Below are 15,959 nucleotides of genomic sequence, written 5' to 3' on the forward strand. Positions count from 1 at the left end.
ATCCTAAGAGATCCCCGATCGTCGCAGGCCGCACCCCGCAAGGGCTGAAAGGGTGATCGCGTTCACTATAATCAGTAAAGTGTTCACTGTAATCAGTACTTTATTCACTGTACCAGGTAGAATGTTCACTGTAAACAGTGCTAATGTTCACTGTAGTCAGAAAACGATCCCTTTCATCCACAGAATGAAGATCCTATGCCATGGCAGATAAAGACAACGAAAACAAAGCGTTACTTGAACCTTTTCTGTCAGTGACCAAAAACAGTGGTGAAGTTATTCAGCTTCATCCCAACAAGAATAATACCGTTCAGCCGGTGGCACTGATGCGTCTTGGACTGTTCGTTCCGACGCTGAAATCAACCGCACGGGGTAAATCCGGTGCAATGGCATCAACGGATGCGACGAAAGAGCTGAAGAATCTTACGTTGGTAAAGGCGGAAGGCTACGAAAAGATTACCATTACCGGCGCACGGCTGGATATGGATAACGATTTCAAAACCTGGGCAGGTATTATTCAGTCCTTTTCGCGCTATCCGACTAAAGGCGATACCGTCACACTGCCGTTTATCGATTTTGTGAAGATGTGCGGCATTCCCTCTGCCAACTCGTCTGCCGCACTGCGTAAGCGTCTTGATGCCTCTCTGCGCCGCATTGCAACTAACACGCTCTCTTTTGAAGGCAACGGCAAGGCGTATCATACCCACCTTGTCCAGTCAGCCTATTACGACCGCGAAAAAGATATTGTGCGGATTCAGGCAGATCCCAAACTGTTTGAACTCTACAACTTCGATCACAAGGTGCTGCTTCAGCTTCGTGCAATATCCCGCCTTAAGCGTAAAGAGTCTGCACAGGCGCTCTATACTTTCCTTGAGAGCCTGCCGACCAATCCGGCACCGATATCACTGGCACGCCTGCGTATGCGCCTTAATCTCGGCTCTAAGACCACCACGCAGAACCATGTGGTGCGGCGTGCAATGGAGCAACTGAAGGAAATTGGTTATCTGGATTATTCAGAAGTGAAGCGTGGCCGCTCAGTCTTTTTCATTATCCATAGCCGCACACCTAAGCTTGATGGCATCGGTAACCTCGAGAGCATCGATTCGCTGGACGAGATCGAGTTTGAGGATTAACTCCTGACGTTCACTGTAATCAGCATTTCTGCGTGGCAGTGTCACTTTTACCGTTGAAAGTGATATTGCGCCCTTCCTCTCATATTCACTGTAATCAGTATTCCACCTTTATTCACTGCAATCAGTAACGTTCACTGTAATCAGTAGACGGGGCATGTTTTAGAATCATACTCTTCTCCCCTCTTTTCCTGTCGTTATATACCATAAAGCTTATGAAGTAAGTGCGTGCTTACTTACTAACTGGTTAGCCCCTTCCAGGATCGGCTTTGCTGATTATAGTGAACGTTCTGGTTCAGGCAGGACAGCGTCTCTTTCTGCTGATTCCCGTTGAGCACTTTACTGATTACAGTGAATGACTGCATTCACGTTCAACACGGCCGGCGTGCGTCCTGTATTGAGGCGCTTAAACTTATCAGTATTGCCAGCGTGACACTGTTACTGATTACAGTGAATGTTTGCCGATTGGCATCATCAGAGCTCCGGCGTGCAGCGGATTCCCCTGTCGGTTACTGATTACAGTGAACGTTGTAGCGCGGAGCTGTCTTCACCACGGTGATCCTCAGGAATGCTGCTTTGCTGATTACAGTGAATGCTCTGCTGAATATAGTGAATGATAGCTGAAATTTGACGCAACGCTTTGCCGCTTTACTGTTTATAGTGAACAGTCGCGGGAAAGGTGTGGTGACATAACTCATGATCAGGCGTTTATGTCTGCTGGCCTGAGCGTTGCCAGAATCGAAGTGATATCTGCGTATCGTAACCCTACTGTCCGCTATTCCAGTCGAACTGAACTGACGCTTCTGCTGATTACAGTGAATGTCTGGTCAGCAAGGCTCTTCTTTTACTGACTACAGTGAACGTTCGATATCTCCTCGTTACTGATTACAGTGAACGTTATCGGACTGTCTTGTTCATGCCTGCCGATCCATTCTGGCTCCCAAACAGTAGTTGCCTGTTATCTCATCAGCTTCCGATGCTTTTATGAACCAGACAGGATTTCTTCTCTTCTTACTACTGACTACAGTGAACGTTTACTCAGTTCGGCTTTCTGTCCTGCTAGCTGATCAGCGAGATTACTGATTACAGTGAACGTGATTGCTGCCTGGGTATCTGCAATGACATTACTGATTACAGTGAACGTTTGGCTCGTTCAGTGCCAGGCATCAGTCAGGCTTTATCGCGTGGGCTTTCTGAATGCGGTTTGTCTTCTGCACCACCACGTTAAATTCCTCCGGTGTAAGTTATCTGATACAGAACTGACTTTACTGATTACAGTGAACGTACAGACTCATCAACCCGCTTAGTACAATCCACTCCCCCCTGCTCTCTTACTGCGGATCGATTTCTACTGATTACAGTGAATGTTCTGCTGATTACAGTGAACGCTGCTCGCATTTGAACGTCTTAAATTGACAGGCCAGAAATAATAATGTGATGAACCTCACCAAAACCCATGGTGTTACATAAAAACGAAGATTATGTTGAAAGGATAATTTATTGCCTCACGTGCAGGATTTCTGTATAAAGTCATAAATCCTACATGTTTGGAGCAACTATGGCTAACGATGACAAGCAGGTGATGAAGGTTGCACAGCGTTCTGAACGCATGCTGCTGAGCCTCACCGACCAGATTCAGGCGCAAAAGCAGGAACTGCATGAAAATACGTACTATCAGGTTTATGCCAAAGCGGCGTTAGCAAAGTTGCCCAAACTGACACGAGCCAGTGTCGATTACGCTGTAAATGAGATGGAAGAGAGCGGTTATCAGTTTGATAAACGTGCGGCCGGTTCTTCCGTTAAATATGCAATGTCGATTCAGAACATAATCGATATCTATCATCATCGGGGTGTGCCGAAATATCGCGATCGCCACAGTGAGGCCTATACCATTTTTGTAGGTAATCTGAAGGGCGGTGTCTCAAAAACGGTTTCTACCGTCTCACTGGCTCATGCACTTCGTGCCCATCCTCATCTGCTTTTTGAAGATTTGCGTATTCTGGTGATTGACCTTGATCCGCAGTCCTCAGCAACCATGTTTTTGAATCATGAACGTTCAGTCGGTCTGGTGGAAGCGACAGCGGCACAGGCAATGCTGCAGAATGTTACCCGTGATGAGCTGGTGAACGAATTTATCGTTCCGTCGATTATTCCGGGTGTGGATGTGCTGCCTGCCTCCATTGATGACGCCTTTATCGCCTCAAGCTGGGACCAGCTTTGCGCTGAGCATCTGCCACAGCAGAATGTTCATGCCGTGCTGTATGACAACGTCATTGCCAAACTGAAGAAAGATTATGACTTTATCTTTATCGACAGCGGCCCGCATCTTGATGCTTTCCTGAAGAACGCCATTGCGGCCTCTGATCTGCTGATGACGCCGGTACCACCGGCTCAGGTCGACTTTCATTCCACGCTTAAATACCTGACGCGTCTGCCTGAACTGATTGCGATTATTGAGGATTCCGGCGCTACCTGTCGCCTGCAGGGCAACATTGGCTTCATGTCTAAGCTCTCGAATAAAGCCGACCACAAGCTCTGTCATAGCCTGGCAAAAGAGATTTTTGGGGGTGACATGCTTGATGCTGCTCTTCCCCGCCTTGATGGTTTCGAACGTTGCGGCGAATCCTTTGATACGGTCATCTCCGCAAATCCTTCGACATACGTCGGCAGCAGTGAAGCGTTGAAAAATGCAAGATCCGCCGCAGAGGACTTTGCAAAAGCCGTCTTTGACCGTATCGAATTTATTCGCCTGAACTGAGGTTTGTATGAGCGCAAAAAGAATTACGATTGGCAGAACCTTCAGCCAGACTCCATTGGAAAATGAGACGCCGGATAGCCAGCACAACCAGACATTCGTTCTGGCTACGGGCAAGCGCGCCCTGTTTCGCTTTGAACGTATTGCCGCCAGTGATGTTGAAAACAAAACATTCGTGACGATGGAAACCAATGGCCGCGATCAGGCGGGACTGACACCTGATTCACTGCGCGACATTATCCGCACCATTAAGCTTCAGCAGTTCTTTCCGGCCATTGGCGTAATGCGCGATGACCGCATTGAGATTCTTGACGGCTCACGTCGGCGTGCAGCTGCGCTTTACTGTAAAACCGGGCTGGACGTACTGGTCACTGATGCCGCTATTAGCGCCGATGAAGCACGCAGACTGGCGCAGGATATCCAGACGGCCCGCGAACATAACCTGCGGGAAGTGGGAATGCGCCTGCTGGCGTTAAAAGAGGGTGGACTGTCGCAAAAAGAGATCGCTGAGAATCAGGGATTATCTCAGGCGAAGGTCACGCGTGCTCTTCAGGCGGCCAGCGTTCCGTCCGATTTGATCTCACTTTTCCCTAATCACGCTGAGCTGACTTATCCTGATTACAAAGCGCTGTTGCAGGCGGCTGACAAATTGAGTGAATCCGGGCAAAGCGTTGAAGCTCTGATTAATTCTATCTCGCGGGAAATAGATGTGGTTTGCGCGCGAGAAGGGCTTGCCGAGGATGAGCTGAAAAATCACATTCTGCGTCTGATCCGCCAGGGCAGCCAGACATTGATGAAAGAGCCTGAGAAAGATAAAACACAGGCGACTGCACTCTGGTCTTTTGCTGATAAAGATCGCTTTGCGCGTAAAAAGGTACGCGGCCGGATGTTCAGCTATGAATTTAACCGGCAGTCGAAAGAGTTGCAGGAGGAGCTGGATAAAGTCATTGCCGAGACCCTGAAGAAATATCTCAATCGTTAATTTATATACATCCAAATCAGCCAGCGCCTGACGCTGGCTTTTTTATTGCCTTGTTACCCCGAAAGATACTTCGACGATGCATGAAAACCCGAATTTCAGGCTGAAATCGCCAGGTTTTCAATGATGATAACCTGGATAAATAACTGAATTGATTGATATTATTTATAAGATTTTTCAATCTGATTCCTGTGAAATCGCCATTCCTCCTGAACATTTCACCTGCGTTCCTGACTGCCTTTGAGTCCCTGAATTGTCTGTAATGGAAAAAGCGGATTCAAAATCTGATGTTACCTCCGAAGGGTTCAAATGCTGCCTTTCCACATTCAGCGGTCGCGAATTGCAAGTAAAGATTTTCGGAAGCTGGTTTATTAGTGACCAGTTACTTCTCACCAGACCTCAGTTCCTGCACAACTGCTTCATACCGACTGATGCTTTCTCTGCAAGTCTTTTTACCGGTATGCTGGCCGCCAGCGAAATTTAACACTTAAGAGACTGTTTTTAATTGAAAATGTCTGTGAATTTCAGCCTGAAATCGCCACGCTTCCTGCTGAAAATCGTCCTGATTAGCGGATATAAAAGCTTCGTTGAGATCATAATTGCAGCGTAACCACCTAACAGCAAAGGCATCGTCTCAGAGTGAAAAAAGATACTCAGAAAATATCCCTCACTTATCCACAGAAAAAGTGGATAACTTTCTCATCCGGCTAAAATTATTTTCTGTTGATGCGAACGACATGAGCTGGATTGGACAGAAAAAGTGCCAGTGATCTGAAATCGGCTACTTCAGACAGATTCACTGTATTGAGTAAAGCAGATGAAAGGATGTGCTCAACAGCAGAAAACGAGAACCGGCTGCTCAGGAAAGGGACATGACTGACCGTAAAACTGTTTACAGTGAATGCGGAGCTAAAGAGGTTAAGCAGCACAGACAATCGGCTGGCGGGCTCATCAGAATCTGTTGATGCGCAGCCAGCGTTGAGCACGGCAATCGTCATATTTCCTGAGGAGTGCGTATGATGGAGGCGATAACAGAATCGTTATCTGATGCGGCAAACAACGATACAAAACCGGGTCTGGCCCGGTTTTGTTATAAATCAGGCTTCGAGCCAGGCTGTTATTTGCCTGACCATCGCATCGGCAGAGATGCCATAACGGTCATGCAACGTCGGTAAAGCGCCTGCTGCCAGGAATGCATCCGGCAGGGCAATCTGCTTAAAGCGAGGCGTCACATGGTTCCGCATCAGCAACCCCGCAATCGCCTCGCCTAACCCGCCCGTGATTGAATGATTCTCTGCTGTGATAACCAGCTGGTTATGATGCAGCGCTTCCCCTGCCTCTCGCAGGATTGTCTCTTCATCCAGAGGCTTAATCACAGGAGAGTGGACCACCCCAATCTCAATGCCCTGCTTTTCCAGCACCTCAGCGGCTTCAAGTGCCCGCATGGTCATCAATCCGCTACTGATGATAACCGCATCTTTGCCCGTTCGCAGACGCTGGGCCTTGCCGTGCTGATAGCGATAATCATATTTATCCAGCACCAGCGGAACCTTACCGCGCAGCAGGCGCAGGTAAACCGGACCCTGATGTTCGGCAATCGCCGGGATGACCTGGCTAATCTCCAGCGCATCGCAGGGATCGATGATTGTCAGGTTTGGCATACCCCGAAAAATTGCCAGATCGTCAGTCGCCTGATGGCTTGGCCCATAACCGGTGGTCAGGCCCGGCAGCGCACAGGCGATTTTGACGTTCAGATTCTCTTCGGCGATGGCCATGCAGATAAAATCATAGGCGCGGCGGGAAGCAAACACGGCATAGGTGGTGACAAAAGGCATAAAGCCCTCGCGCGCCATTCCTGCTGCGGCACTCATCAGTAACTGTTCCGCCATTCCCATCTGGTAAAAGCGCTGCGGAAAAGCGTCCGCGAACAGATGCAGGTCGGTGTATTTACTCAAATCTGCCGTCATACCGACCACATCCGATCGCTGCTCTGCCAGTGACACCAGCGCATGCCCGAACGGAGCCGAAACCGTGGGCTGACCCTCTGCAGCAATCGAGGCGATCATGGCGGAAGTGGTCAGCCGTTTTTTTTGCGGTTGTGAACGCATATCAGACTCCTTGCTCAAGTGCAGTCAGGGCTGTGTCCCACTCATCAGCATCAACACGGATGAAGTGGGTTTTCTCCCGGCTTTCAAGAAACGGCACACCTTTTCCCATTCGGGTATCGCAGATGATGACGCGCGGCTGAGGTTCAGGCCAGCTGCGGGCTGCGTCAAAGGCATGCTGCAAAGCAGCAATATCATTGCCATCAACGCGCTGGGTATACCAGCCAAAAGCCTGCCAGCGCTCCACTATCGGTTCGAACGCGAGAATCTCGCTGCTGTGACCGTCAGCCTGCTGATTGTTGACGTCTATAATGGCGATCAGGTTATCAAGCTGCCAGTGTGAGGCTGACATGGCCGCTTCCCACGTTGAGCCTTCATTCAGCTCGCCATCAGAAAGCAGGTTATAGATTCGCGCCTGTGAGCCTTTCTGCTTCAGTCCCAGACAGGCACCCACGGCTATTCCTAATCCATGACCTAATGAACCGCCGGTGATCTCCATGCCTGGGGTATAGGCGGCCATGCCGGACATGGGCAGGCGGCTCTCATCGGTACCATAGGTTTCCCGTTCTTCTTCTGGTATGACGCCCGCTTCCAGTAGCGCGGCGTAAAGCGCGATGGCGTAGTGCCCAATCGACAGGTAGAAACGATCGCGCTCTTCCCACTCAGGCTCATCTGGACGGTAATTCATGGCGTGAAAATAGCTGACAGCGAGCAAATCGGCTGCACCCAATGCCTGACCGATATAGCCCTGTCCCTGTATCTGCCCCATTAACAAGGCATGACGGCGAATATTCCTGGCACGCTGCGGCAATGAAAGCGTGTGTGAACTGTGACGAGGGTCAGTCATATAACCTCCTGATTAACGATTAACATCCGCAGCCCGAATGCGCAGTACGCATAGCGCACCACCCAGCAGAACGGCAGCAATAAAATAAATTCCCGACGCGGGGGAGCCGGTTGCGGTGGTGATTGAGCCAATCAGCCACGGCGAGAAAAAACCGGCCAGATTGGCAATGCAGTTCACCGCAGCGATGCCTGCGGCAGCAGAGACGCCACCCAGCAGGTTGGTCGGCAGCATCCAGAACAGTGATGAAGCGGAAAGAATGCCCGCAGCGGCAATACAGAGGGCAAACAGTGACAGGGAGACGTTATGGCTGAGTAGCGTCGCCAGCGTCAGTCCGGAGAGGCCGATCAGCATCGGAACAATCAGGTGCCAGCGACGTTCACGATGACGATCGCCACTGCGTCCGGCCAGTAGCATAAAGATAATGGCGCACAGGTACGGCAGACTGGTCAGTAATCCGATATGCAGAGGTTCACTGACGCCTGAATTTCTTACCAGCGTCGGTAGCCAGAATGTTAACGCATACTGTCCCATCACCACGCAAAAGTAGATCAGCGCCAGCAGCCACAGGCGACGGTCAGCAACAAAGGCTTTCACCGTGCCATGACAGGCTTTCTGCTGATTGTCTTCGTCGAGATCGGCACGCACCCGGCGCTTCTCATCCTCATCCAGCCACTCTGCCTGCTCCACCCGATCCTTCAGAACCAGCAGCACTACGAATCCCATAACAAGGGTAGGGATAGCCTCCAGCATAAACATCCATTGCCAGCCCGCCCATCCGTGAAAGCCTGCGAAGGTCGCCATGATCCAGCCAGAGAGTGGGCCACCAATCATTCCGGAAAGTGGAATCGCGACAAACCAGAGAACTGTCATGCGAGCGCGACGGTGAGAGGGGAACCAGTAGGTCAGATAGAGCAGTAAACCGGGTGCAAGTCCGGCCTCTGCCACACCAAGCAGAAAGCGCAGCAGGTAGAACTGCCATGCGGTTTCAACAAAGGCGAACAGGGCCGAGATTACACCCCAGGTAATCATAATGCGGGCAATCCAGCGGCGTGCACCGACCCGATGCAGGATCAGGTTGCTCGGCACTTCAAAGAAGAAGTAACCGAGGAAAAAGATCCCGGCACCCAGCCCGTACACCGTTTCGCTGAGTGACAAATCATCCATCATCTGTAATTTCGCGAAGCCAACGTTTACACGATCAAGATAGGCACAGAGGTAACAGAGCATCAGCCAGGGCATCAGCCGCCAGGCAATTTTGCGATAGGTGATATCGCGCGCAGCAGAGGCTGCGCTCAGATTAAGCGTGGTCATGGTATTCACTCCCGAAGTTAGCCCGCAAGGCGTGCGGGCAGGGCAGGGCGCTATTTAATGGATCAGCATGCCGCCATTCACATCCAGCGTGATGCCGGTGAGATAACCGGAGAGATCGCTGGCGAGGAACAGCGCCGCATTAGCGACGTCGCTGGCAGTTCCCAGGCGGCCAAGAGGTATGCTGTCGAGAATGGCATGGCGGCGTTCATCCTGTAACAGGCCACCGGTGATATCGGTCTGGATAAGACCGGGCGTCAGGGCATTGATACGAATCTGGTCCGGGCCGAATTCGCGCGCCATGGCTTTTGTCAGGCCAAGCACGCCTGCTTTCGCCGCACTGTAGTGCGGGCCGCCGAAAATGCCGCCGCCACGCTGAGCCGATACGGATGACAGACAGACAATGCTGCCGCTTTTTTGCCGCTGCATCGTCGGGATAACCGCCTGAGACATCAGCAGCGTACCGCGCAGATTGACATCAAGAATGCGGTTGTAATCTTCGATGCCGATTTCCAGTGTTTTAACCGGCTGAGTGATCCCGGCATTGTTGACCAGCACGTCAATACGGCCGTAGTGCTCAAGTACCTGATCGATAGCACGATGAATAGAAAGAGGATCGGTGACATCGGTGGCCAGGCCGAGATGCCCGTCGCCACACGACAGCGCGCTGGCCTGAGCTGCCTGCAGATCTAAATCAAGCACCACCACGCGCGCGCCATGCTGAGCAAAGCAGGCCGCTGTGGCTCGTCCAATGCCGCGCTGAGATGCGGCACCAGTAATAATCACAACTTTATTTTCAAGTAACATTGTCCACTCCAGAAGAATAATTATTAGTGGTTCGGTATCGCTACCGGCAGGGTCACGATCAGAATTGATAAAGCGCCTAATATTGGCAATGCAGAAAAATTCATTTGATGCTGAATGAATTTGTTGATTTGATGCAGTTAACAAATCTGCGATTTAAAAATGGGCACACATCACATAATGTCTGTGTGGAGAGGCGGATGGAAAAGCAGTCGGAGCACTTACCTTCAATTAAATCACTGCGGGTTTTTGAACAGGTGGCCCATTTTGGTAATGTCGCGCGGGCGGCTGAGGAATTAAGTATTACGCCATCCGCAGCCAGTCATCAGCTGGCCAAACTGGAGCGGGAACTGGGCTGTATTCTGTTTAATCGTTCGGCAAAAGGCGTAACGCTCACGCTGTCGGGGGAACATTACCTCAGGGAGATCGGCCCGATACTGCTGTGCCTGGCGCAGGCCACGGCGCGCATCAGTAACGAGAAAGCACGCAGTAACCTCAGGATCCACTGCGCACCCAGCTTCGGTCTGCTCTGGCTGTTGCCGCGTATCCATAAATTTCGCGACAGCTATCCAGAGTTTCAGCTTACGCTCTCCTGCTCTTATGAAAATCTCTCCTTCAGCCGCGACAATATTGATATAGCAATACGTCACGGCTTCCCGGACTGGAACGCATTTGAGATTAAAACTATCCGCCACGAAAAAATGTCGGTGCTGGCCTCGCCAGACTATCTGAAACAGCATCCTGTCAGTCAGGCCGCGGATTTAATCCATCACGCGCTGATATTATCGGAGTCGCCGCTTATTCAATGGCCGCAGTGGTTTGCGGCGCAGCAATTACCTCAGCCGGATAAAGAGTGGTTATTTCGTTTTGACCGCTCTTATATGAGTCTTGAAGCGGCAATGTTAGGCCACGGTCTTATTTTTGAAAGCGAATTGCTGGCGGAGGATTATCTTCGCAGCGGGAAACTGGTCAGGGTATTGACTGAGCAGCATAGCCTGCCCGTCAGCGCGCACCATCTGGTCTTTCCGCGTGGATTTGCCCAGTACCCCCGAGTTGCACATTTCCTGAGCTGGATACAGGAAGAACTCAGAACGTTAATATAATGTTAAAATAACTTCCGTCGCGTCACTATGACGCGGGTTTATTTCTGCTGGTAATTATTCACTCCATAAAAGTCGCATTGCCAAAGCTAACTTTTAAATACCGTCTACACTTCTTTACCCAATCGATAAATATGTTCCCTTTCTATTCCGTATGAAATTTAATCAAACGGATGTTTAACTTATTAATGGCAGGAATATTATGAGTACAAATACACCAGACGCTGGGGAAGCGGGCGATCACGCGCCTGCGGATACGGTACGCCAGCGCATTTTTTTAGTGGTGCTGGTTGCCACTATGGGCGCGCTGGCTTTTGGCTATGACACCGGGATTATCTCGGGTGCATTACCTTACATGACTTCGCCACCCGATCAGGGTGGTTTGGGACTGAACTCATTCACGGAAGGGCTCGTCGCCTCTTCGCTGGTGTTTGGTGCCGCTATCGGCTCTTTCCTCAGTGGTTTCTTCTCGGACCGTTTTGGCCGTCGCATTACCCTTCGCACCCTGGCGGTCATTTTTGTACTGGGTTCGCTTGGTACGGCACTGGCGCCTTCCGTCAATGTGATGGTGGCCATGCGCTTCCTGCTGGGAATTGCTGTCGGCGGTGGCTCTTCAACCGTGCCGGTGTTTATTGCCGAAATTGCCGGGCCACGTTTGCGTGCGCCGCTGGTGAGCCGCAATGAACTGATGATCGTTACCGGCCAGCTCATTGCCTATGTCGCCAGTACGCTACTGAGCTATCTGCTGCATGATGAGCACCTGTGGCGCTACATGCTGGCGATTGCGATGGTGCCCGGTTTCCTGCTGTTTATCGGCACCTTCTTCGTTCCGGCTTCACCACACTGGCTGGTGGCGGAAGGGCGTCTGAAAGAGGCGAAGAAGATTCTTAAGTATCTGCGTGAAACACCGCGTGAGGTGCGTCATGAGATGGCACAGATGAAGAAGCAGGCGAGGGCAGCGGAACGCGGGCCGGATGCGAAAACCCTGATTCGTGAGAAGTGGGTTATCCGCCTGATGATTATTGGTGTCGGACTCGGCTTTGTTGCGCAGTTTACCGGCGTTAATGGCTTCATGTATTACACGCCGATCATCCTTAAACAGACCGGACTTGGCACCAGCGCGTCGATTGCCGCGACCATTGGTAACGGCGTGGTGTCTGTTCTGGCGACCTTTGTCGGTATCTGGGCGATCAGCCGCTTCCCGCGTCGTACTATGCTCATCACCGGTTTATGTCTGGTGATTACCGCACAGATTCTGCTGGGCAGCGTGATGACCTTTATGAGCTCAGGCCTGATGCAGAGCTACCTCGCTCTTGGCTGTATTCTGCTGTTCCTGTTCTGTATGCAGATGTGCATCTCGCCGGTCTACTGGCTGATGATGTCAGAGCTGTTCCCGATGCAGCTGCGTGGCGTTTTAACCGGTGGCGCTGTCTCACTACAGTGGATTTTCAATGCTGTGGTCGCGTTCGGTTTTCCACCGATCATGGCGTATGCCGGCAGCACGACCTTCTTTATCTTTGCTGCGATTAACGTCGGCTCGCTGATCTTCGTGATGACGATGGTGCCCGAGACGCGGGGCAAAAGTCTGGAAGAGATTGAGTCACACATGAAAGAAAAGTTTGGTGAAAAGCCCAAGGAGGCTGAAGCCTGCTAACGTCCCTACCGGATTCGGCCCGCCGGCTGAATCCGGTTTCTCTCACTTCTCTGCCCCCTTGCGTCGTATCCCTTTCTGTCAGTTAAGCCGTTTCATTCACTGTAATCAGCTCGATTTTGCGGAAAGGTTTCCGGCCATGCCTGGCGATTTCAGGCTGAAATCGCCAGAATCCGGCGTAACCCTCATATGCCGCTGACGGTTGAAACCGCCGTTTAAGCGAAGCATGACCGCTGACAAAGATTGGAGCTGGCTCTGCGCTATACTCACTTTTCATCTGCTCCGCATGCTGACCGGGATGCACCATGAATATATCAAACTCTGTGGCAGTGGCTGCTGCACTGCTGATTGCCACGCCACTGCATGCTGAAAATGCGCCGGTTTCATCCTGGTGGAATGATTTCACTGACGATGTTGCACAAACCTGGAACGCGCCTCAGCACACCGATCTCTATCTGCCGTTTATTAGCTGGCACGCCCGCTTTATGTATGACAAAGAAAAAACCGATAACTATAACGAGAATCCCTGGGGCGGCGGTCTGGGTGTTTCCCGCTACAGCGACAGCGGCAACTGGAGTGCGCTTTATGCGATGGCGTTTAAAGATTCGCACAATGAGTGGCAGCCCATTGTCGGTTATGGCTGGGAGAAGGGATGGTATCCGGGCTCTGGTCAGGATTTCCGGCTTGGTGCCGGATTAACAGCGGGTATCACCGCGCGTGAAGACTTTGGCAACTATATTCCGCTGCCGATTATATTGCCGCTGTTCTCTGCCGGTTATAAAGCGGTGAATGTCCAGTTCACTTACATCCCCGGCACTTACAATAATGGCAACGTGCTGTTCGCGTGGTTTCGCTATGCCTTTTAATTTTTCAGGAAAGGATTTATGACCCGGAAGTTGAAAACTGTTACGCGCAGACTCTGGCATTCAACGCTTGTTGTGGGTTTAGTATTATTGCTGCTACTGATCATTCGCATCTATGAGGCGGAACGTGGCCCGGAATTACATCGCTGGCACACCTGGATTCCGCATGAGCTGACAGTTGAACAGCTCGATAAAGCGGGTTACACCGATTATCTTAATGCTGAAAATCATCTTTTTTATGAGATGAAGCAGCAGGTCACTGACAAACTGGATGCGGATGAGAAAACCCCGCTCAACCGATATTTTTCCGGCAGTCTGATCTATCCGGGTCATTTTGCACAGGACTGGAACCGTTCCTATATTCTGCGTCCGGCGGGCACGCCGCGTGGTGCAGTCGTTTTACTGCATGGTCTGACCGACAGTCCTTACAGCCTGCGTCATATCGCAGAAACCTATCGCCAGCAGGGTTATGTGGCCGTAGCAATCAGGTTACCGGGTCACGGCACGGTACCTGCGGGCCTGACCGATGTGGACTGGCAGGACTGGATGGCGGCTACACGCCTGGCGGTGCGCGAAGCAACCCGTCTGGCGGGCACCCAGACGCCGCTGCATCTGGTAGGATTCTCTAACGGCGGGGCGCTGGCGGTAAAATATGCGCTCGACAGCCTGGGCGACGCCACGTTGCGTCGTCCGCAGCAGCTGATTCTGTTATCACCGATGATCGGTGTCACTCGTTTTGCGCGGTTTGCCGGGCTTGCGGGACTGCCCTCTGTTTTCCCGGCCTTCTCGAAAACAGCCTGGCTGAACATCGTGCCGGAGTTTAATCCGTTTAAATACAACTCTTTTCCGGTGCACGCTGCCCGGCAGACCTATCTGCTGACGCAGGCGCTACAGAAAGAGATCCAGCACTACGCGCGTAATCAGCAGTTGTCCGGCTTCCCGCCAGTACTGACCTTTCAGTCGGTCATGGACTCTACTGTCAGCACGCCGTCGGTGATTCGCTCGTTATACAATTATCTGCCAGAAAACGGCAGTGAGCTGGTGCTGTTCGATATCAATCAGGCCGTCAGCGTCAGCCCGTTATTCCGTCACTCCTCATACACGGCAGTGAATCAGCTCTTACCCGCTGCCCGTCGGCATTATTCTTCCACGGTGATCACCAATGCTGCCGCCACGTCGCTGGAAATGGTGACCAAAAGCGTGCCTGCCGGTGAGATTAAGGAGCGAATCCAGCCACTGGCCATCAACTATCCGGCCGGGCTTTACTCGCTGTCGCATGTGGCGATCCCGTTCCCGGCTGAGGATGGTCTCTACGGCAGTGCACCTGCGAAGAAGAATGAATTTGGTATCAGTTTTGGTACGTTGTCACTGCGCGGCGAGAGTTCAGTGCTGATTGTGGGACTGGACTCGATTATGCGCGCAACCTCTAACCCGTTTTACCCTTACATGATTCACCGAATCGATCACCACATCGGTTGCAGTGACAAGCCGCAACTGGCCACCTGCCTCAGCAGTTTCTGAATCAATTAAACCACAGGCCCGCATGATACGGGCCTGGGTTTATATCGCGTTCAGCTTTTCCATTACCTCATTCGACAGTTGCAGGCCGCCACTGGCCAGATTCTCTTTGAGGTGTTCCGGTGAGGACGTGCCGGGAATCAACAGAATATTGGGCGAGCGCCTCAGCAGCCAGGCCAGCGCCACCTGCATCGGCGTCGCATTCAGGGACGCAGCAACATCATTGAGCTGATCCGACTGTAATGGGGAGAAGCCGCCGAGCGGGAAAAACGGCACGTAAGCGATGCCCTGCTGCGCCAGCTGATCCACCAGCCCGTCATCCTGTCGATGCGCCAGGTTATACATATTCTGTACGCAGACAATGGGCGTCATCGCCTGGGCTTCGGCAATCTGCGTGGCGGTGACGTTGCTCAGGCCAATATGCCGAATCAGGCCGCGCGCCTGTAATGACAGCAGCGCCTCCATCTGGGGTGCCAGAGAGCCCTCTTTCGGCTTCGCCGGATGCAGCATACTGCGCAGGTTCACCACTTCAATCACGTCCAGCCCCAGATTGCGCAGGTTATCTTCCACCGCCTGAGTCAGCGCTTCAGGTTCCATCGCCGCCAGCCAGCCGCCTTTTGCATCGCGGCGGGCACCCACCTTGGTCACAATTGTCAGATCCTGTGGATAGGGATGGAGCGCCTTTTTGATTAACTGATTGGTTTCGTGCGGGCCATAAAAGTCGCTGGTGTCGATATGATTGACGCCTGCCGCGATGGCGTCGCGCAAAACCTGAATTGCCCGGGCTTTATCTTTTACCGGCCCGAATACGCCTGGCCCGGCCAGCTGCATTGCGCCGTAGCCGAGGCGGTTAACTTCACGATCGCCTAACGGATAAGTCATGGTGATATCTGACATGAAAA

The 15,959-nt window shown here is 51.9% G+C and carries 14 protein-coding genes; 8 read left to right on the forward strand and 6 right to left on the reverse strand.

Annotated elements, in window-relative coordinates; translation table 11 throughout:
- Positions 1-200: 200 nt before the first annotated feature.
- The 4 genes from AC6I8E_RS18535 to AC6I8E_RS18550 all read left to right on the forward strand — a co-directional run bounded on the left by AC6I8E_RS18535 (position 201) and on the right by AC6I8E_RS18550 (position 5,345).
- Positions 201-1,130: a RepB family plasmid replication initiator protein gene (locus AC6I8E_RS18535; RefSeq protein ID WP_003855845.1), complete on the forward strand. Its 930-nt coding sequence runs from the start codon at positions 201-203 to the stop codon at positions 1,128-1,130.
- A 1,555-nt stretch (positions 1,131-2,685) separates the two neighbouring features.
- The gene (locus tag AC6I8E_RS18540) at positions 2,686-3,885 is read left to right on the forward strand and encodes an AAA family ATPase (RefSeq protein ID WP_013196500.1); all 1,200 of its coding nucleotides are present in this window, start codon (positions 2,686-2,688) and stop codon (positions 3,883-3,885) included.
- Between the two features lie 7 nt (positions 3,886-3,892).
- The gene (locus tag AC6I8E_RS18545) at positions 3,893-4,864 is read left to right on the forward strand and encodes a ParB family protein (RefSeq protein WP_013196499.1); all 972 of its coding nucleotides are present in this window, start codon (positions 3,893-3,895) and stop codon (positions 4,862-4,864) included.
- Between the two features lie 259 nt (positions 4,865-5,123).
- Positions 5,124-5,345, forward strand: coding sequence for a hypothetical protein (locus AC6I8E_RS18550; protein ID WP_497824831.1), 222 nt, complete (start codon positions 5,124-5,126; stop codon positions 5,343-5,345).
- A gap of 229 nt (positions 5,346-5,574) precedes the next feature.
- On the opposite strand, the gene AC6I8E_RS18555 is transcribed toward AC6I8E_RS18550, so the two are convergent.
- From AC6I8E_RS18555 to AC6I8E_RS18575, 5 genes are all read right to left on the reverse strand, one after another.
- A complete protein-coding gene (locus AC6I8E_RS18555; protein ID WP_370425476.1) occupies positions 5,575-5,859 on the reverse strand; it encodes a hypothetical protein in 285 nt (94 codons plus the stop codon).
- Between the two features lie 99 nt (positions 5,860-5,958).
- Positions 5,959-6,969: a transketolase family protein gene (locus tag AC6I8E_RS18560; protein WP_370425475.1), complete on the reverse strand. Its 1,011-nt coding sequence runs from the start codon at positions 6,967-6,969 to the stop codon at positions 5,959-5,961.
- 1 nt (position 6,970) lies between these two features.
- A complete protein-coding gene (locus AC6I8E_RS18565) occupies positions 6,971-7,813 on the reverse strand; it encodes a transketolase (protein ID WP_095707957.1) in 843 nt (280 codons plus the stop codon).
- Positions 7,814-7,825: 12 nt separating this feature from the next.
- On the reverse strand, positions 7,826-9,124 hold the full coding sequence (locus AC6I8E_RS18570) for an MFS transporter (protein WP_497824832.1): 1,299 nt from the start codon (positions 9,122-9,124) through the stop codon (positions 7,826-7,828).
- A 54-nt stretch (positions 9,125-9,178) separates the two neighbouring features.
- The gene (locus tag AC6I8E_RS18575; protein WP_013196494.1) at positions 9,179-9,928 is read right to left on the reverse strand and encodes an SDR family NAD(P)-dependent oxidoreductase; all 750 of its coding nucleotides are present in this window, start codon (positions 9,926-9,928) and stop codon (positions 9,179-9,181) included.
- 197 nt (positions 9,929-10,125) lie between these two features.
- Between AC6I8E_RS18575 and AC6I8E_RS18580 the strand changes: the two genes are divergently transcribed.
- The 4 genes from AC6I8E_RS18580 (at position 10,126) to AC6I8E_RS18595 (ending at position 15,060) form a co-directional block, all read left to right on the forward strand.
- Entirely contained in the window at positions 10,126-11,028 is a 903-nt protein-coding gene (locus AC6I8E_RS18580; RefSeq protein ID WP_013196493.1) for a LysR substrate-binding domain-containing protein, read from the forward strand.
- A gap of 199 nt (positions 11,029-11,227) precedes the next feature.
- On the forward strand, positions 11,228-12,679 hold the full coding sequence (locus tag AC6I8E_RS18585) for a sugar porter family MFS transporter (protein ID WP_013196492.1): 1,452 nt from the start codon (positions 11,228-11,230) through the stop codon (positions 12,677-12,679).
- 302 nt (positions 12,680-12,981) lie between these two features.
- Complete coding sequence (gene pagP, locus AC6I8E_RS18590; RefSeq protein WP_013196491.1) at positions 12,982-13,542, forward strand: lipid IV(A) palmitoyltransferase PagP; 561 nt, start codon at positions 12,982-12,984, stop codon at positions 13,540-13,542.
- 18 nt (positions 13,543-13,560) lie between these two features.
- Positions 13,561-15,060, forward strand: a complete 1,500-nt coding sequence (locus tag AC6I8E_RS18595) for an alpha/beta hydrolase (protein WP_147789003.1) — start codon at positions 13,561-13,563, stop codon at positions 15,058-15,060.
- Between the two features lie 39 nt (positions 15,061-15,099).
- Here the strand turns inward: AC6I8E_RS18595 and AC6I8E_RS18600 are convergent, their stop codons facing one another.
- Positions 15,100-15,954, reverse strand: coding sequence for an aldo/keto reductase family oxidoreductase (locus AC6I8E_RS18600; RefSeq protein WP_147789004.1), 855 nt, complete (start codon positions 15,952-15,954; stop codon positions 15,100-15,102).
- Between the last annotated feature and the right edge of the window lie 5 nt (positions 15,955-15,959).

Source organism: Pantoea sp. X-Soil-YNGN-785, assembly GCF_059730585.1.